Source organism: Thalassospira sp. GO-4 (assembly GCF_023588965.1).
Classification (GTDB): Bacteria; Pseudomonadota; Alphaproteobacteria; order Rhodospirillales; family Thalassospiraceae; genus Thalassospira; species Thalassospira povalilytica.
Genome location: NZ_CP097807.1, coordinates 3,913,598 through 3,931,020, shown reverse-complemented (window position 1 = coordinate 3,931,020; position 17,423 = coordinate 3,913,598). Strand labels below are relative to the sequence as shown.

Sequence of the window (17,423 nt, the reverse complement as noted above, 5' to 3'; positions counted from 1 at the left end):
TCGTTATGGTTCAGACGGAAACTGGCTCAGGCAATTTCCGGCAGTTCATTAATTGCATAAGAATGCTCGATCGTGCGACCAAGTACCGGATCATGCAACGCCATTTTGAAACGTTTTGCCGGACGCACGCCACCCTTGGCACCAAGGGTCCCGCACAGCATCACCGATGCCTTGCCGGCCGGGGCCGATGACATCAGACCCGAACCATCAATCAGGTCAGTCAACGGACGGATCGAGGCAATCGTGCCTTCCTGATACAGAACCCAGTCATCGCCGTCCTTTTCCGAAATCCAGGACCGCATTTCGATCTGTTCGATATGGTCGGCCACTTCGTCAAAACGCCAGATGTCGCGTGCCACCGGCTTTTCACAGATCTGTTTGGACAGGGCAACCGAATGCGCTTCAAGTTCACGGTCGGTATGATCGGATGCCAGACCGATATAAAGCACACCGTCACTTGCAATCAGGAACGGTTCGATCTCGCCCGATGTGCCTTTGCCAACCACTTCAATCACGTCCTGCTGGGTTACCATGCCCGATGCCGTCCGGTAATAAAGCGGAACGCTTGACGGCGGTTTGACACCGATTGCGGCCAGCTCGTCGATGTGATGCTGAATGGCCTTGGCATCGCGTCCGGTCCAACCGGCAACGGTGCAATGGCTGATATCAAAGGCGATCTCTTTGCCAGAAAGGCTGAATTTCATCTGCATTTTTATAGTCCGTTCAACTTGTTTTTTGGGGCGTCCGGCCTGTTGCGCGGTGCGGATACGCGATGCAACAGGCGGACGCGGGGCCCGAATGCGGATCGGTTGTGGATCCGCATTCTTTTTCGGCCCGTTCAGGGAAATGGGGTCTGCGCGTGCCCGGCTCAGAGATATTCCGGCAGGAAAAGTGCAAGATCAGGCAGGAAGATCAGACCGATAATCATGGCCACCATCACCAGAACAAACGGGATGGTGCCCAGCATGACCTCGGACAATCGTCCGGTCTTGCGTGCGCCTTGCACGACATAAAGGTTCAATCCGACCGGCGGGGTAATCAGCGCCATCTCGATCAGAACGATCAGAAGAATGCCAAACCAGACCTTGTCAAACCCCATGCCAACCATGATCGGCACAATGATCGGAATGGTCGCCACCATCAACGACAGGGTCTCGATAAAGAAGCCCAGCACGATATAAAGCGCGATCACCACCAAAAGGGTTCCCATCGGGCTCAGGTTAAGACCGACCAGAAGCTCCTTGAGCTCGCGACCCATACCGGCTGCCGTCAGGGTGAAGTTCAAGAAATAGGCGCCGATAATCACCAGCATGATCATCGCGGTAATCCGCACCGTGCCCAAAAGGCACATTTTGACCATCTGATTGGATACACCCTTGTTAAAGGCAGCAATCGCAAGTGCAATCGCAACACCAACCGCGGCTGATTCCGTGGGGGTCGCCCAACCGGCATAGATCGATCCGATCACCACAAAGAACAGCACAAGGATAGGCAGCAAATGCTTCAGGCTGACAATGCGTTCCGACCAGGTAAAGGACCGGCTCTGCCCGCCAAGCGACGGTTTGATTTTGCAAAGGGCCGCTGTCACCAGCATGAAGGCCACCGCCATCACAAGGCCCGGCACCAGACCGGCAAGGAACAGGCGCGGGATCGATGTTTCGGTCAGGAACCCGTAAACAATCAGGTTGATAGACGGCGGGATCATGATGCCCAATGTACCGCCCGCGGCAATCGCCCCGGAAAACAGTTTGGGATCATAACCAAGCTTCTCGGCCTGCGGCATGGCGACTGTCGCAACGGTGGCAGCCGTCGCAACCGACGACCCCGAGGTTGCCGAAAACATGGTTGCCGTACCGATATTGGCATGGATCAGACCACCGGGCAGCCATGAGAACCATTTATCAAGTGCCTCATAGGTTTTTGCGGCAATCCCGCCGCGCACCAGGATTTCACCCAGCAATACAAAGAACGGAATGGCAATCAGGGTCGAAGAATTGGACGACGACCAGACAACCTGCCCCAACCCGCGCAACAACGGGAACGGGGTAAAGAACTGATCAACACCAATCCCGAGCAGGAAAAGAACAATCCCGACCGGGATCGACAGGGCCAAAAGACCCAGCAAGGATGCGGTAACAGCAAAAATCATGATTCCAGCTCCAGTTCAGAGCGGGCACCAACAAGCGTATCGGCCTGTTCAAGATCGCGTCGCATCAAAAGAATAAGGGTAAGGATCACCAGCGCACAGGAACAGACCGCAAACCACAACCAGCCGGAAAACCAGATAGCCTGCGGAATCCAAAGCGGCGTTTCAAGCGGCGTGTTTGCGGTTGATCCGCGTTCGATCGTCTTGGACAGCACCGGCCAGCATTGAATGGCAACAATCGATGCTACTGCGGCCAGCGCAACAATTGCCAGCAGATCAAGGAACGCCTTGCCGCGCTGCTGCAATTTCAAACGAATAAGGTCAATCCTGACATGAGCAAGCTCGGTCAGGGCAAATGACAGCCCCCAGCTTGCAACGCCTGCCATGACGTAACCTGAAATTTCTTCTGATCCGCCAAGCGAGATGCCAACTTCACGCAGCAAAATCTCGGCGATGATCAGGGCCACGCTGCCCATCAGAACAAGTCCGACGAGCAGCGCGATTATGCGGTTGGTGCGGCGGATGGCCGCAATCAGTTTTTGGGTCACGATTTCGGTCTCCGCCATACACTCTTGATCAGTTCAGCGGTACGGTAACACCGACGGTCGCGCCAACGCTATCATTCCAGCGTTTAACCCAGTCGTTACCAGCGCGCTCTGCCCATTCCGGCAGAACCGTGGTGGTCAGGATTTCCTTGGCCTTGGCAACATCGGCGTCAGAAACTTCAACCAGTTTCATGCTTGCCGCATCACCTGCCGGGCAGGTGCCATTGCCGGTCAGGCAGGCAACATCATTTTTAAGCGCATCTGCCGCAGATGCCCAGGCCGGTGCTTCGAACTTGGTTTTGACTTCATCCATGATGAAGGCCTGCTGTTCGGCACTCAGGCTGTTCCATTTGTCCATGTTCATCGCGGTCACAACCGGATCCCAGCCGCCCAGCGGAATGGTCATCAGGTGATCGGAAACTTCCCACCAGCCTGCGCTATAGCCCGAACCGGCACCGGTAACGGCACAATCGATCACACCACGCTCAAGACCGCCCGGAACTTCCGAGAAGGCAACGTTCACGCCGGTCGCACCCAGTGCTTCCAGGAACTTGGTGGTCATACGGCCCGAACCACGGACTTTCTTGCCTTTAAGATCGGCAAGCGTGTTGACTTCACCGGCACAGAAAACGACCTGCGGCGGGTACGGTGCAACTGCCAGAACCTTGGCGTTGAAACGATCGGCAAAGATGTCATCAACCATCGGACGGGCTGCTTCGACCATTGCTTTTGCTTCGGCTGCGGTGTTGGCAACCAGCGGCACGTCAAGGCCTTCAAGCTCCGGCGCATCGCCAACTGCGTAATCACCAACGGTCATGGCAACGTCAAAAACGCCGTCGCTCAGGATACGGAACACGTCACCGCCACCGATGCCCATCTGGTCATGGGTGGTCATTTCAACATTGAATTCGCCGTTGGAATCTGCCGGAAGGGTTTCGGTCCAGAACGGGCTTTCATACTGTTTGTAAAGCGGCAGGCTGCTCCAGCTGCCGACAACCGAAAGATCCTCGGCAAAGGCCGGGGTTGCGGCAAAACCTGCACCCAGGGCAGAAACCGCCAAAAGCGAAGAAACCATCTTTTTCATAAGAAAAGTCCTCTCTGATAGATCGTTTATGATTGGTGTGTGTGTGGTTTGGTCTGAAGGGAAAACTCCGCGGCCTCGGCAAGGACATCGGTCACAAGCATCAGGCCGGGTTCGTGCGTGATGGCAAATTCGGGTAAGACATTGCGAATTGCCATTTGCGGCGTGACTCCGCACGCCCAGAAAACCGGAATGTCCCCTTCATGAATGACGGGTTCATCTCCAAAGTCCGGTTTCATGATATCCGCAATACCGATCTGGGCCGGGTCACCGATATGAACCGGTGCGCCGTGGGCCAGACGATATCGATCGGAATACAGGATCGCCCGGATCGCGTCGCCCGGGGTGAATGACCGCATCGATACCACCAGCGGACCATGGAAACGCCCGGCTGGGGACGTTTCGATATTGGTCACATACATCGGCACATTGCGGTTGGCATCCATGTGACGCAGCGGCACACCGCCGCGCGTGATTGCCGCTTCAAACGAAAACGAACAACCCAGAACGAATGTCACCAGATCATCGCGCCAGACATCGGTCAGATCGGTCGCACTGGTGTAATCAGCACTGCCGCGGAAAATGCGATACCCCGGAAGATCGGTGCGAATATCAAGATCCGCGCCCAGTGCCGGGATAAACGGCGATCCCGGTTCGGACATCCCGATCAACGGGCATGATTTGGGGTTCTTTGCACAGAATTGCAGAAACTCGTCTGCGTAGTCGGCCGGCAGGATCGCCAGATTGCCCTGAAGGTAACCTGATGAATAACCGGTGGTCGTCCCTGTATGTTCGCCGCTACGGATCGCCTTGCGCAACGCCAGTGGCGTAATTGCGGAAATGGCTTCTTTCGCGATGTCAACGGAACGGGGGGCGCTTTTTGACGCGTTCATTTTTCAGTCCCATTCTCTGCCTCTTTGTAAAGATTGAGAAACCGGACCGATCTTGTCAAGAAATCATTTTATCTGATTTTTGATCGTATTTAGCGATCAGTTTGATCAAACAGTTTTGCTGCTTCCTGTACTGCTGCCCCGATTTCGCGGTTGCGTTCCGGGTAATAGGTGATGACAAAATGCAACGCCGTCAGCGATGCCTCATCGCGCACCGGGATTTGCTTAATATGTTCATCCCAAACGGAATTCTTGACCATCAGGGTCGGCAAAACCCCGATCCCGAAGCCCCCCGCCACCAGATGTTTGACGGTCGAAAGCGATGCCGAACCATGCAATGCCGGCTGGGAAATATCGGGTGCGGCAAAGATGCTTTCGACCTCGCGGAATGGCGGGGTGCCCTTTGGAAATGTCACGATGGCGTGGCTTGCCAGCTCACTTAGTGACAGGGGTGCATCCCCCAGTTCCATCGTTTCGGCACAATACCAGCCCAGTTCAACCGGCTTTAACGGAGCTGCCACCGCACCTTGGGGCACGGATTCGCGCAACATGATCGCGACATCCATCTCGTCATCTTCAAGCGCCTTGCCAAGCTGCCCGGATGTATCGACTGACAATTCGAACCGGACCTTGGGAAAGTCATTTTTCAGCTTGTTGAGCATATCGGTCAAAAGCGTATGCACGATGGTTTCGGCAACACCGATGCGCACGGTTCCGCTCAGTTCGCCCGGATGGGTCAATTCCTGCCAGATGCGGTCGCGCGCCCGTGACAGCCGCTGGGCTTCCTCGACAAAGCGCAAACCCGCCGCCGTCAGGCGAACCTGCCGGTTGCTGCGATCAAACAGCATGATGCCCAGTTTCTTTTCCAACCCCGAAACCCGGGCCGAAATCGCCGATTGCGACAGATTGTATTTCTGGGCTGCTGCCCGAAAACCGCCAGCCTTGACGATATCTTGCAGAATTTCGATATCCTTGAATTCAAACACGCCATCCACCCTGATCAATATTGTTTGTGATCACTTTACCCTCCATCCGATCACTTCGCACGATCAATTGATCATGGATCTGATCAGATGGGCCGCTTTCCACGTAAGAGGTGACGCATAAGCAGGTGAATTCAACGGCATTTCACCAACTGATCACCGAGGCGTGACTTGCCCAAAGCAGCTTTTGCACGGACATTGGAACAAGTGCGCAATTGGAGGACGACATGCTGATACGCCGCAAGAAGGGCTGGGAAATACCTGAACGTGATGCCACACCGCAATCGGTTTACCAAAACCGTCGACAGTTTCTTAAGGGCATCGCTGCCGGTTCCATCGGTGCAACCGCCGCATCCCTGCCCATCGGCAGTGCGCTGGCGCAAGGTGCTGCATCCACCGCCGATCTTTATCCGGTATCACGCAATCCCGCCTATACGGTTGATCGCGAACTGACCGAAAAGGCCAAGGCGCTGACCTATAACAACTTCTACGAATTTGGGTCGCACAAATCGATCTCGCAGGCCGCCCAGGCGATGAATATCCGTCCATGGACGGTCAAGATCGACGGTCTTGTCGAAAACCCGATCGAGATCGATTTCGAAGATCTTGTCCGCAAGATGCCACTGGAAGAACGCGTTTATCGTTTCCGCTGCGTCGAGGCATGGGCAATGACCGTTCCCTGGTCCGGTTTCCCGATGAAGGCACTGGTCGATTTTGCCAAGCCGCTTTCAGGCGCCAAATATGTCGAAATGGAAACCGCCAGCCAAAAGGACACCATGCCGGGCCTACGTCAGTTCTGGTATCCCTGGCCCTATATCGAAGGCCTGACCATCGCCGAAGCCACCAATGAACTGACCATGATTGCCACAGGCATTTATGGCGAGGAACTGCCCAAGCAGAACGGTGCGCCGCTCCGTCTGGTCACGCCGTGGAAATATGGTTTCAAAAACATCAAGTCCATCGTTCGCTTTAGCTTCACTGATCAGCGCCCCAAAAGCTTCTGGGAAGATATCAACAGCGACGAATATGGCTTCTGGGCCAATGTGAACCCCGAAGTACCCCATCCGCGCTGGAGCCAGGCATATGAGCAGTTGCTCAATAATGGCGAAAGTGTCCCGACACGGATTTACAATGGTTACGGCGATTATGTTGCCGACATGTATAAGGGCATGGAAAACGAAAAGCTGTTCATGTGAACTCAACAGAACCGTCGCGATCAAACCATCATGCAACGCCAAAGGGCTGCCAATCTGGCAGCCCTTTTGACTTTGATCGGGTCGCGGGGCTCACCCCATTGCCCCATTAAAGGCGATGTCATAAAGCAGCTTGATATTCAGGGCGATGATGATCGCTGCGATGATCGTTGCAAATACCGTAAGCCATCTTGGCGCGCGCAGATCGCCCATTTTCTCACGCGAGGCCGTAAACATCACAAGCGGCACGACCGCAAACGGCAACTGGAAGCTCAGCACCACCTGCGACAGGATCAGAAGCTTGGCCGTCTGTGCATCCCCGTAAATCACCGTCACTGCGGCGGCGGGCACAATCGCGATAAGGCGCGTCACCAATCGGCGCAACCAGTTGGGCAAGCGGATATTGATGAAACCTTCCATCACGATCTGACCGGCCATGGTCGCAGTCACGGTCGAACTCAGCCCGCAACAAAGCAATGCGATGGCAAACAGGCTCGGTGCGACCGACGCCCCCAAAAGCGGGGCGAGCAACTCATGCGCCACCCCGATATCGTCAATATTGGTCCGCCCGCTGACATGGAATGTTGCAGCCGCCAGAATAAGGATCGATGCATTGATCAAAAGCGCAAAGCAAAGGGCGATTGTTGAATCAAGTGTGGCATATTTAAGCGCCTCTCGCTTGCCCTCAGGCGTATGTTCATAGGCGCGCGTCTGCACGATTCCGGAATGCAGATACAGGTTATGGGGCATCACGGTTGCGCCGATAATACCCAGCGCAAGATAAAGCATGTTCTGATTGCCCAGCAGATCAACCGTCGGCGCAAAACCGACAATTACCCCGTACCAGTCCGGATCGGCCATGGCGATCTGAATACCAAAACAGATCGAAATCACCGCCAACAGGGCAATGATAAAACTTTCAACCCACCGGAATCCGCGCCCCTGCAACCACAGGATCAGCAACACATCGGCGGCTGTGATCAACACGCCGATTTCAAGCGGAATGGCAAAAAGCAGATTAAGCGCAATCGCCGTCCCGATCACCTCGGCCAGATCGGTGGCACAGATTGCAAGCTCCGCCAAAAGCCAGAGCGGCCAGGAAACCCAGTTTGGAAAGGCATCCCGACAGGCCTGCGCAAGATCACGGCCCGAGCCAATCGCAAGCCGCGCACACAGGGACTGCAAAACAATCGCCATGACATTGGACAGCAGCGCCACCGACAAAAGCGCATAGCCAAATTGCGATCCACCCGCAAGCGACGTCGCCCAGTTGCCCGGATCCATATAGCCGACCGCAACCAGATATCCCGGTCCGGCAAATGCCAGGAACTTGCGGAACTTGCCGGAATGGTTCGAAACCGCGATGGATCGGAACACTTCGATCAAGGATGGATCGGACTGTGCATCCCGCCAACCGGTATTGCGCATCCGCCCCTGATTAACATCAGACATTGGAAATGGCCTGCTTCGTGGAAATACCCTTACGATCTGTAAGGTCATCATTTATGACGCGACTTTTAAAGTTAGTCAAACCTAAATTTAAGGCAGTTTCGCCATATTCCAGCCTGATACGCTGCATTCTGGAACGATATCAGACAATGGCAGCGCCGTTACATCGCCCCGTCCACATAGCGGGCATAGATTTCGGCAAAGGTCCCATCTTGGCGCATTTCCACCAGACGGCGTTCAAACTCGGTAAAATCACCGCTGATGAAATAGGGGGATTGCCGCGACACCGCGATAAAGGACGGGCTTCCCTGCAAGACAAGGCTGGCGCGGCGGATGCGCATAGGACCTTCCTGCTTTAACAGCTCGATGGCCAGAAGTTCCGGGACGATCATTGCCGATATCCGGTGTTCGTCAAGCATCCGAAACAAGGTCAGGTAATCTGCGGCTTCGACCTTGCGCACATCGCTGATATCCCCCACTTGCCTGCCGTAATTGGCGCCGCGCAATATCCCGATGGACCGTCCGGCAAGGTCTTCGATTTTTTTGACATCGGCATCCAGAACGCCGGTATAGATGATCTTGGGTTCTTCGGGTAAGGCCGCGCCGAAATAATACATGTATTTCTGGCGTTCATCTGTGCGGTTCGGCCCCAGCATCAGGTCGGCATCGCCATGTTCAAGCATATAAAGCGCACGCCGGAACGGCACGACCTCAAATTCAAGTTCGATGCCCGCCCGCGCTGCGGCGATGCGCGCCACATCCACATAAATGCCCGAATAGACCGGTCCGGACGGGGTCATCTCGACAATCCGGTAGGGCGGGGCATGATTGATCGCAACAACCAGCGTGCGCGCCACTGATGGTTGAACAGACATCAGCAGCGCGATCATCGAAAAGACACACCATACCGCCCAAGACACCATGCGCTGTCGCAAGCCCGTCTCCATCTGACACTGACTAACTTTCTGCACTGGCAGTGAAATACCCGATCTTCATTAGATTGGGTCACCGCATGCTGATTGCCACGGCTTATATTCGCACGGGAAGAATACTCAACCGACAATCGTGCAAATGTGTCATGTCCTGTTATGGGCCCTTGCGCCGACGTCCTTTGTATTTCGGTTTGTTGACCGATTTTGACCCGGGCCCGGCGGTACCGATACTGCGCGCCATCGGGCCTGCTTCGGCCAGTCCAAGTTCCTGGTCCTCAAGACGCTTGATCTCATCGCGCAGACGCGCTGCTTCTTCGAATTCAAGATTGCCTGCGGCTTCACGCATACGTTTTTCAAGATCCTCGATATGCGCACGCAGATTGTGACCGATCAGGGTATCGCCTGAAACCCCGGTATCGACCGTGACGTAATCCTGCTCGGCCACACTTTCGAGAACATCATTGATCCGCGAGCGCACGGTTTCCGGCGTGATGCCATGTTCCTCGTTATAGGCCATCTGTTTTTCGCGGCGGCGGGTGGTTTCGCCAATCGCATATTCAAGGCTGTCGGTCATCTTGTCGGCATACAGCAACACCCGCCCATCAACGTTACGCGCCGCACGGCCAATGGTCTGAACCAGCGATGTTTTCGAACGCAGGAAACCTTCCTTGTCCGCATCAAGGATCGCGACCAGCGCACATTCCGGAATATCCAGGCCTTCGCGCAGAAGGTTGATGCCAACCAGAACGTCAAACACACCCAGACGCAAATCACGGATGATCTCGATCCGTTCAAGCGTATCAATGTCGGAATGCAGATACCGCACACGAATGCCGTGTTCGTGCAGATATTCGGTCAAATCCTCGGCCATGCGTTTGGTCAGGGTCGTGACCAGAACGCGCTGGCCCTTGGCCGCACATGCCTTGGCCTCACCCAGAAGATCATCGACCTGGGTTTCAACCGGGCGAACAATACAGACCGGATCAATAAGACCGGTCGGACGGATCACCTGTTCGGCAAAGACACCGCCGGTGCGTTCCATTTCCCAATTGCCCGGTGTTGCCGAAACAAACACGCTTTGCGGGCGCATGGCGTCCCATTCCTCGAACTTCAAAGGACGGTTATCAACACAGCTTGGCAGGCGGAACCCATGTTCGGCCAGGGTGAATTTGCGATTATAGTCCCCCCGGTACATGCCGCCAATCTGTGGGACGGCCACGTGGCTTTCATCGACAAACAGCAACGCATTTTCCGGAAGATATTCAAACAATGTCGGCGGCGGATCGCCGGGATTACGGCCCGACAACCAGCGGGAATAGTTTTCAATCCCTTTGCAGTGTCCGACCGTTTCCATCATTTCAAGGTCAAAGGTCGTGCGCTGTTCAATGCGCTCGGCGGCAAGAAGTTTGCCCTCCTCGCGGAACTGTGCCAGGCGATCTTTCAGTTCCTGCTTGATGCCGGCCATCGCCTGCACAAGGGTCGGGCGCGGTGTCACATGGTGCGAATTTGCATAAACCGTGACCGAGTCCATGGTCGCAAATTTATGCCCGGTCAGCGGATCGAACTCGGCCAGTTCCTCGATCTCGTCGCCAAACATCGAAACCCGCCATGCCCGGTCTTCGGCGTGGGCCGGGAAAATCTCAAGCACATCACCGCGCACCCGGAAGGTGCCGCGCGAAAAGGCCGCGTCATTGCGGGTATATTGCAATTCGACCAGCCGCTTCATGATGTCGTTGCGATCGACCTCGTCGCCAACCGAAATGCGCTGGGTCATCTCAAGATATGTTTCCACCGCCCCGATACCGTAAATGCACGACACCGACGCCACGATGATACAATCGTTGCGTTCAAGGATCGCACGCGTTGCGGCGTGGCGCATCCGGTCGATCTGTTCGTTGATCGAACTGTCTTTTTCGATATAGGTATCGGTCCGCGGGATATAGGCTTCGGGCTGGTAATAGTCGTAATAGGAAACGAAATACTCGACCGCGTTTTCCGGGAAAAATCCCTTCATCTCGGCATAAAGCTGGGCGGCCAGTGTCTTGTTTGGCGCAAGAACAAGGGCGGGGCGCTGGGTATTGGCGATGATATTGGCCATGGTAAAGGTCTTGCCCGACCCGGTCACACCCAGAAGAACCTGATCACGTTCATTCTCGTTGATGCCCGCCATCAGTTCGGCAATCGCGGATGGCTGATCACCGGCGGGCTGATATTCCGTCACCAGCTTGAATTCCCGTGACCCTTCAACGGGCGGGCGACGTTTGGTCAGAAATTCCGGTAGCGCATCCATCGGGCAAATCCCTTGTTTGATCTTGCCCCTAGTTATAGGTCAGATAGCACCAATCGCAAGCCCCACCCCTGACAGTTCCTGTCAGGAAATGTCAGGAGCCGTCAGGATCAGGATTGCCGGAACAAGAACCATTTTACCGCGTTATGCATTCTGTTCTGTTCGATCTGACATCCTGTGGACGGTTAAATTGGATAAATTCATCCCAAAGAACCCGCAAAACGCGACAAACTGCCTTGAATTGCATTTAAGGCAGGCGTAGGGTCCGATCCGAAAGAACGCGATTCTTTTCACTTCTTTTTTCATTCCAGGGAAACAGACCAATGGCGTTTATTGCCGACCGTTTGAGCCGTATCAAACCATCTCCCACCATTGCCGTAACCACCAAGGCCGCTGAACTCAAGGCAGCTGGCGTTGACGTGATCGGTCTTGGCGCAGGTGAGCCGGATTTTGATACCCCCGACAACATCAAAGAAGCTGCCAAGGCGGCACTCGATGCTGGCAAGACCAAATACACTCCGGTCGCTGGCACTCCCGAGCTGCGCAAGGCCATTGTCGAGAAGTTCAAGCGTGAAAACGACCTGGAATACACCATCGACGAAATCACCGTTGGTTGTGGTGGCAAACAAACCCTGTTCAACGCGTTCTTTGCAACGCTGAACCCGGGCGACGAAGTCATCATCCCGGCTCCGTACTGGGTTTCCTACCCGGACATGACCCTGATGGCCGAAGGCACCCCGGTCGTGGTCGAATGCCAGGAAGAAAACGACTTCAAAATCACCGCCGCCGAGCTCGAAGCTGCGATCACGCCGAAAACCAAATGGGTTGTTCTGAACTCGCCGTCGAACCCGACCGGTGCGGCTTATTCGCGTGCCGAACTGCGTGCGATTGCCGACGTTCTTCTGAAACACGAAAACGTCTATGTCATGTCTGACGACATGTATGAGCACCTCGTCTATGACGGTTTCGAATTCACCACCATCGCCCAGATCGAGCCGAAGCTCAAAGAGCGTACGCTGACCTGTAACGGTGTGTCGAAATCCTATGCGATGACCGGCTGGCGTCTTGGTTATGCTGCCGGCCCGAAAGACCTGATCAAAGCGATCAACAAGGTCCAGTCGCAGTCCAGCACCCACACCTCCTCGATCAGCCAGGCTGCTTCGATCGAAGCGCTTAGCGGTCCGCAGGACTTCCTTAAAGAACGCGCAGAAGTCTTCAAAAAGCGCCGTGACCTTGTTGTCGCAGCCCTGAACGAATGCGAAGGCCTGTCGTGCAAAACCCCGGAAGGTGCGTTTTACGTCTATCCGTCTTGCGCGGGTGCGATCGGCAAAACCACCCCGGATGGCAAGAAAATCGAAACCGACACCGACTTCGTCACCTACCTGCTCGAAGCAGAAGGCGTTGCTGCGGTTCAGGGTTCGGCATTCGGTCTGGCTCCGTATTTCCGCATTTCCTATGCGACGTCCGATGCGGCCCTTACCGAAGCATGCGCACGTATCAAACGTGCTTGCGCTGCACTGAAATAAGGTTTCTGCACCCGATATTTCGGGGCATTGATCACCAAACAGGGTCCGGCACTTGCCGGGCCCTGTTTTTTTGTCCATTATCGAATTCAATAATTACGCACTAAATTACCGATAAATCGGACACATCATGATCAACGAGAACTTCTACGCCACCGTCGACGGAATAAGCTTGTTCTGTCAGCGGATCACCCCTGCCGATGTTCGTGAAGATGCCCCGACCATTATCTTCCTTCACGAGGCCCTGGGCACCATTCGCATGTGGCGGGACTTCCCCGCCAAACTGGCAACCGCAACCCGGCATCCTGTCATTGTCTATGAACGGCGCGGCCATGGCCGGTCCGACCCGCATGCCGATGGCGACATTCCCCGTGCGGTCGATTTCCACAACACCGAAAGCGATGTTTATCTGCACGGACTGATCACCGAACTGGGACTAAGCAAACCCATCCTGTTTGGTCACAGTGACGGCGCGACCATTGCCCTTAAATACGCCGCCCGTTTCCCCGACAATGTCACTGCGGTGATTTCCGAGGCCGCCCACGTCTTTGTCGAAGACGTCACCATTGCCGGCATCAATGATGCGGCGGGCATTTATGCCAATACCGACTGGAAAACCAAACTTGAACGCCATCACTTCTTCCAGACCGATGCCGTTTTCAGCGCCTGGGTCGACACCTGGCGGCAACCGGCTTTTCGTGACTGGAACATGGTCGATGAACTGGCCAGCATCACCTGCCCGCTTCTGATCATTCAGGGCGATGATGACCAGTTTGGCAGCGACGAACAGGTCCACACCATCTGCGCCAATGTCAGCGGCCCGGCGACCGAAATGCTGATCAAAAATTGCGGCCACATCCCGCATTTTGATCAACCCGATCAGGTGATTGCCGCCAGCCTCAAGCATCTGGGCCTTGCCGAACTTGTCGATGGCTAACACCAACTTGCCGCCCAAACAAAAAAGCCCCGGCTGCGTCATGCAACCGGGGCTTTTTGATTGGGCTATGCCCGAATTCTGTCGGCTTATTCGGCCAGTGCGTCTTCGGCGTCGATCACGACCGCAACGGCGTGAATGACCGATGCAATACGGATGGCGTTCTGGATGGTTTCCTTTTTGACGCCGGCACCTTTGAGCACCTTGTCATGGGAATCGATGCACATGCCGCAACCGTTGATCGCCGAAACCGCGATCGAAAACAGTTCGAAATCGGCCTTGTCGATGCCCGGCTTGCCGATGATGTTCATGCGAAGGCGGGCTGGCATCGAACCGTATTCGGCATCCGAAACCAGATGCACGAAACGGTAATAGATGTTGTTCATGCCCATGATTGCCGCTGCACCCTTGGCAGCTTCAATGGCTTCTTCGGACAGTTTTTCTTTTGCTTCAGCGGCAACGGCCTTGATCAGTTTGGCGTTGCGCGATGCGAATGCACACGCAAGGGCTGTGCCGTAAACCTGCTGGTCGGTCATGCCCGGATTGTTGGCCATGCTCGACAGGTTCAGTTTGAGATCCTTGGCATAGGACGGCATTGCGTCTTTGATTTCGACGATAGAAGTCATTGTTTAACCCCTGAATTCATTGCTGCTTTGAAAGCGAAAATCACAAAACTCTTCAGCCATCACCAAGCCGCCGACCATATCGGCAGATGGATCAATCAAATTTTCCCGATGGGCTGAAAACGGGACCGGACAGGTGTCCGGCCCCAAAATCGGTCTGGACCAAGTCGTAAAATACGACTTAGAGGGTCGCGTCACCCTGGTTCCAGTTGCACGGGCAAAGTTCGTCGGTCTGCAGTGCATCAAGAATACGCAGGGCTTCCTGCGGGTTACGACCAACGTTAAGGTCGTTAACCTGGACGTGACGGATGATGTTGTCCGGATCGACGATGAAGGTCGCACGCAGGGCAACACCGGCATCTTTTGCCAGAACACCAAGGGCTGCCGAAAGTTCTTTTTTCTCGTCAGCCAGCCATACGAACGGGCTGTCACCCAGATCTTCGTGGTGGGTACGCCATGCTGCATGGACGAAATCGGTGTCGGTCGAGCAACCCAGAAGAACTGCGTCACGGTCTTCGAATTCACCGTTCAGTTCGCCATAACCGACGATTTCGGTCGGGCAGACAAAGGTGAAGTCTTTCGGCCAGAAGAACAGGATCTTCCATTTGCCTTCATAGGACTTGTCGGTCACCGGTGCGAAGCTGTCCGGGGTTTTGCCCGAAACACCAGTCAGATTGAATTCAGGAAGCGTATCACCAACGGTAAGCATTATTTTGGTACTCCATAACCCAGTTAAAATTCCCGATTAACGGCCCCCGACAGGCCGTGTCATCTTGTGTGCAAGTGCAAAAAATGCACTCCCTGCTGGCGATTTGTAGTGAAATGGACTAACTAAGACAAATAGATAAATCCTCAGTTGGTGATAGGAAAAATTTATGGCTGCCCAACCAAGTATCAAGCAGCTCAAGTACTTAGTTGCCCTTGCGGAATGCGGCCATTTTGGCCGTGCGGCCGAGGCCTGCTTCATCACGCAGCCCAGCCTGTCTGCGGCAATCAACGAACTTGAAAACCTTCTTGGCGCGCAGCTTGTCGAACGCAACAAGCGTCAGGTCCTGATCACCCCGCTGGGCGAAGAAGTCGTTTCGCGGGCGCGAAGCATTCTTCAGGAAGTCGACGAACTGACCACCATGGCACAGGCCGCGACAGAACCGCTGTCGGGCCCGATCCATATCGGCGTCATCCCAACCATCGGTCCGTATTTGCTGCCCGATGTGATGACCCAGATCAAGTCCGGCTTCCCGAAATTGCAGCCCTTCCTGCGCGAAGACCAGACCGGCAACCTGATCAAGCTTCTGTCGGCGGGCAAACTTGATCTTGCCCTGATTGCCCTTCCGATCGAGGAAGCCTGGCTTGAAGAGTTTGATCTGTTCGAAGACCAGTTCGTCTTTGCCTGCAGCCCCGACAACCCGCTGACCAGCAAAAGCCGCCTTGAAATTTCCGATATCAAGGATGAAAAACTTTTGCTGCTTGAAGACGGCCATTGCCTGCGCGATCAGGCCCTTGAAGTCTGTCAGAAAGCCGGATGGAGCAAATCCGCCGACTTCCAGGCCAACAGCCTGTCGACCCTGGTTCAGATGGTGGCTGCGGGTGTCGGATCGACCCTGCTTCCCGAAATGTCGCTTGAAGTCGAGGCCCGCCGCCCCGACCTTTTGAAAATCATGCCGTTTGAAAACCCGGTCCCGATCCGGCGCATCGGCATGGTCTGGCGCAGAAGTTCGGCCCGTAAACGTGAATATCGCCAACTGGCAACCTATTTGCGTGACCGGCTTACCCCGCGGCATCAGGCCGACGTTGCCTGATTTGCCCGGCGTCATTGATTTGTTTTACGGGTAAAACAGGAAACAGGCTTATCGTCGATGTTACCGATCAAGGATAACAACCCGACCACCATCACCCCCTGGGTGACCTACGCGATCATTGCGCTCAATGTCGTGGTGTTTCTGTTTACCGTCTCGCTTGATCCGCGGTCGGCCCAGCTGGTCAATCTGCAATATGGCGCAATCCCCGCCATTGTCTTCGGCCATGCCGACTTGCCACCGGAATTCTCCCCCTTCCCGCCGGGCTTTGGCTTTTTGTCGATCTTTTCGGCCATGTTCATGCATGGCGGCTGGATGCATCTTGGCGGCAATATGCTCTATCTCTGGATCTTCGGAAACAATGTCGAAGATGCGATGGGGCATTTCCGCTTTTTGATGTTCTATCTGATTTGCGGCATTGCCGCGGCCCTTGGCCATGGCCTGCTTGATACCCAGTCCCATATCCCGATGATCGGTGCATCCGGGGCGCTTGCCGGCGTGCTGGGGGCGTATTTCCTGCTTTATCCCAAGGCACGCGTGCTGGTCTGGTTCTTCTGGGTTTTCATTTTCTATGTGCCCGCCGTTTTCGTGCTCGGTTTCTGGTTTGTCACCCAGATCATCAATTTCGGAAGCGGTGCCGATGGCGGTATTGCCTGGGTTGCTCATATTGCGGGTTTCGTTGCCGGTCTTGCCCTGATCCCGCTTTTCAAGCATCGCAACATCCCGCTTTGGCATGACGGCTCCCCCGCCCCGGCCTTTGGCATTTATCGCCCCGGCCGCAAGGCCCGCGACGCTGGCACGGGTGCCAACATCCCGCCATGGGCTGCTGCCTACGAGGCCGAACGTGCGGCAAAACATGCCAGCATGCGCGACGATCAGCGCGGCCCGTGGGGCAAGGAAGGCGACAATCGCGATACATCACCCTGGGGGCGCTATCGCCCCGCCACGGGTCCAAAGCAAAAGCAGCCCACAAAGCCGTCTGTTGGTGTTCCGAAAGTTGTTCGCTTGCATAAAGACGCCAACCCGGACGATAATTGAACT

16 protein-coding genes are annotated in these 17,423 nt (G+C 55.2%); 5 read left to right on the top strand and 11 right to left on the bottom strand.

The features are described 5' to 3' along the window. Nucleotides 1-26: 26 nt before the first annotated feature. The 6 genes from M9H61_RS18030 to M9H61_RS18005 form a co-directional block, all read right to left on the bottom strand. Nucleotides 27-710 (bottom strand): DUF2848 domain-containing protein, encoded by a 684-nt coding sequence (locus M9H61_RS18030; protein ID WP_068518849.1) that lies wholly within the window; start codon nt 708-710, stop codon nt 27-29. A gap of 158 nt (nt 711-868) precedes the next feature. After that, nucleotides 869-2,149, bottom strand: coding sequence for a TRAP transporter large permease (locus tag M9H61_RS18025; protein ID WP_206926882.1), 1,281 nt, complete (start codon nt 2,147-2,149; stop codon nt 869-871). Further along, nucleotides 2,146-2,694: a TRAP transporter small permease subunit gene (locus tag M9H61_RS18020; RefSeq protein ID WP_082817813.1), complete on the bottom strand. Its 549-nt coding sequence runs from the start codon at nt 2,692-2,694 to the stop codon at nt 2,146-2,148. The genes M9H61_RS18025 and M9H61_RS18020 overlap by 4 nt, the downstream gene beginning before the upstream one ends. Before the next feature lie 28 nt (nt 2,695-2,722). Then, on the bottom strand, nt 2,723-3,775 hold the full coding sequence (locus M9H61_RS18015; protein ID WP_250282098.1) for a TRAP transporter substrate-binding protein: 1,053 nt from the start codon (nt 3,773-3,775) through the stop codon (nt 2,723-2,725). A gap of 26 nt (nt 3,776-3,801) precedes the next feature. Beyond that, nucleotides 3,802-4,665 carry a putative hydro-lyase gene (locus M9H61_RS18010; protein WP_082817808.1) on the bottom strand — a complete coding sequence of 288 codons (864 nt, stop codon included), beginning with the start codon at nt 4,663-4,665 and terminating at the stop codon, nt 3,802-3,804. Between the two features lie 89 nt (nt 4,666-4,754). After that, nucleotides 4,755-5,648, bottom strand: coding sequence for a LysR family transcriptional regulator (locus tag M9H61_RS18005; RefSeq protein WP_101245893.1), 894 nt, complete (start codon nt 5,646-5,648; stop codon nt 4,755-4,757). Nucleotides 5,649-5,872: 224 nt separating this feature from the next. Between M9H61_RS18005 and msrP the strand changes: the two genes are divergently transcribed. Continuing rightward, nucleotides 5,873-6,841 carry a protein-methionine-sulfoxide reductase catalytic subunit MsrP gene (gene msrP, locus M9H61_RS18000; RefSeq protein ID WP_114114238.1) on the top strand — a complete coding sequence of 323 codons (969 nt, stop codon included), beginning with the start codon at nt 5,873-5,875 and terminating at the stop codon, nt 6,839-6,841. Nucleotides 6,842-6,931: 90 nt separating this feature from the next. Here the strand turns inward: msrP and M9H61_RS17995 are convergent, their stop codons facing one another. The 3 genes from M9H61_RS17995 to uvrB form a co-directional block, all read right to left on the bottom strand. Next, complete coding sequence (locus M9H61_RS17995; protein WP_250282096.1) at nt 6,932-8,290, bottom strand: Nramp family divalent metal transporter; 1,359 nt, start codon at nt 8,288-8,290, stop codon at nt 6,932-6,934. A 158-nt stretch (nt 8,291-8,448) separates the two neighbouring features. Further along, a complete protein-coding gene (locus tag M9H61_RS17990) occupies nt 8,449-9,162 on the bottom strand; it encodes an ABC transporter substrate-binding protein (RefSeq protein WP_181849006.1) in 714 nt (237 codons plus the stop codon). Between the two features lie 211 nt (nt 9,163-9,373). Further along, nucleotides 9,374-11,509 (bottom strand): excinuclease ABC subunit UvrB, encoded by a 2,136-nt coding sequence (gene uvrB / locus M9H61_RS17985; protein ID WP_250282085.1) that lies wholly within the window; start codon nt 11,507-11,509, stop codon nt 9,374-9,376. Nucleotides 11,510-11,829: 320 nt separating this feature from the next. Here uvrB and M9H61_RS17980 point away from each other — a divergent pair, with 320 nt between their 5' ends. Together M9H61_RS17980 and M9H61_RS17975 are read left to right on the top strand one after the other, a co-directional pair. Then, complete coding sequence (locus M9H61_RS17980; RefSeq protein WP_101245600.1) at nt 11,830-13,032, top strand: aspartate transaminase; 1,203 nt, start codon at nt 11,830-11,832, stop codon at nt 13,030-13,032. 127 nt (nt 13,033-13,159) lie between these two features. Beyond that, entirely contained in the window at nt 13,160-13,966 is an 807-nt protein-coding gene (locus M9H61_RS17975) for an alpha/beta fold hydrolase (RefSeq protein WP_250282079.1), read from the top strand. 86 nt (nt 13,967-14,052) lie between these two features. Here M9H61_RS17975 and M9H61_RS17970 read toward each other — a convergent pair whose 3' ends face one another. Further along, complete coding sequence (locus tag M9H61_RS17970; protein WP_068518859.1) at nt 14,053-14,589, bottom strand: carboxymuconolactone decarboxylase family protein; 537 nt, start codon at nt 14,587-14,589, stop codon at nt 14,053-14,055. Between the two features lie 178 nt (nt 14,590-14,767). Beyond that, complete coding sequence (locus M9H61_RS17965; RefSeq protein WP_068518860.1) at nt 14,768-15,295, bottom strand: peroxiredoxin; 528 nt, start codon at nt 15,293-15,295, stop codon at nt 14,768-14,770. Between the two features lie 166 nt (nt 15,296-15,461). On the opposite strand from M9H61_RS17965, the gene M9H61_RS17960 reads away from it, so the two are divergent. Together M9H61_RS17960 and M9H61_RS17955 are read left to right on the top strand one after the other, a co-directional pair. After that, the gene (locus M9H61_RS17960; protein WP_068518861.1) at nt 15,462-16,385 is read left to right on the top strand and encodes a LysR substrate-binding domain-containing protein; all 924 of its coding nucleotides are present in this window, start codon (nt 15,462-15,464) and stop codon (nt 16,383-16,385) included. A gap of 57 nt (nt 16,386-16,442) precedes the next feature. After that, nucleotides 16,443-17,420, top strand: a complete 978-nt coding sequence (locus M9H61_RS17955; RefSeq protein WP_068518862.1) for a rhomboid family intramembrane serine protease — start codon at nt 16,443-16,445, stop codon at nt 17,418-17,420. Nucleotides 17,421-17,423: the final 3 nt, after the last annotated feature.

Coding starts and splice junctions, on each gene's coding strand:
- M9H61_RS18030 (WP_068518849.1), bottom strand. CDS start 710: ATGCAGATGAAATTCAGCCTTTCTGGCAAAGAGATCGCCTTTGATATC.
- M9H61_RS18025 (WP_206926882.1), bottom strand. CDS start 2,149: ATGATTTTTGCTGTTACCGCATCCTTGCTGGGTCTTTTGGCCCTGTCG.
- M9H61_RS18015 (WP_250282098.1), bottom strand. CDS start 3,775: ATGAAAAAGATGGTTTCTTCGCTTTTGGCGGTTTCTGCCCTGGGTGCA.
- M9H61_RS18010 (WP_082817808.1), bottom strand. CDS start 4,665: ATGAACGCGTCAAAAAGCGCCCCCCGTTCCGTTGACATCGCGAAAGAA.
- msrP (WP_114114238.1), top strand. CDS start 5,873: ATGCTGATACGCCGCAAGAAGGGCTGGGAAATACCTGAACGTGATGCC.
- M9H61_RS17995 (WP_250282096.1), bottom strand. CDS start 8,290: ATGTCTGATGTTAATCAGGGGCGGATGCGCAATACCGGTTGGCGGGAT.
- M9H61_RS17990 (WP_181849006.1), bottom strand. CDS start 9,162: ATGTCTGTTCAACCATCAGTGGCGCGCACGCTGGTTGTTGCGATCAAT.
- uvrB (WP_250282085.1), bottom strand. CDS start 11,509: ATGGATGCGCTACCGGAATTTCTGACCAAACGTCGCCCGCCCGTTGAA.
- M9H61_RS17980 (WP_101245600.1), top strand. CDS start 11,830: ATGGCGTTTATTGCCGACCGTTTGAGCCGTATCAAACCATCTCCCACC.
- M9H61_RS17975 (WP_250282079.1), top strand. CDS start 13,160: ATGATCAACGAGAACTTCTACGCCACCGTCGACGGAATAAGCTTGTTC.
- M9H61_RS17970 (WP_068518859.1), bottom strand. CDS start 14,589: ATGACTTCTATCGTCGAAATCAAAGACGCAATGCCGTCCTATGCCAAG.
- M9H61_RS17965 (WP_068518860.1), bottom strand. CDS start 15,295: ATGCTTACCGTTGGTGATACGCTTCCTGAATTCAATCTGACTGGTGTT.
- M9H61_RS17960 (WP_068518861.1), top strand. CDS start 15,462: ATGGCTGCCCAACCAAGTATCAAGCAGCTCAAGTACTTAGTTGCCCTT.
- M9H61_RS17955 (WP_068518862.1), top strand. CDS start 16,443: ATGTTACCGATCAAGGATAACAACCCGACCACCATCACCCCCTGGGTG.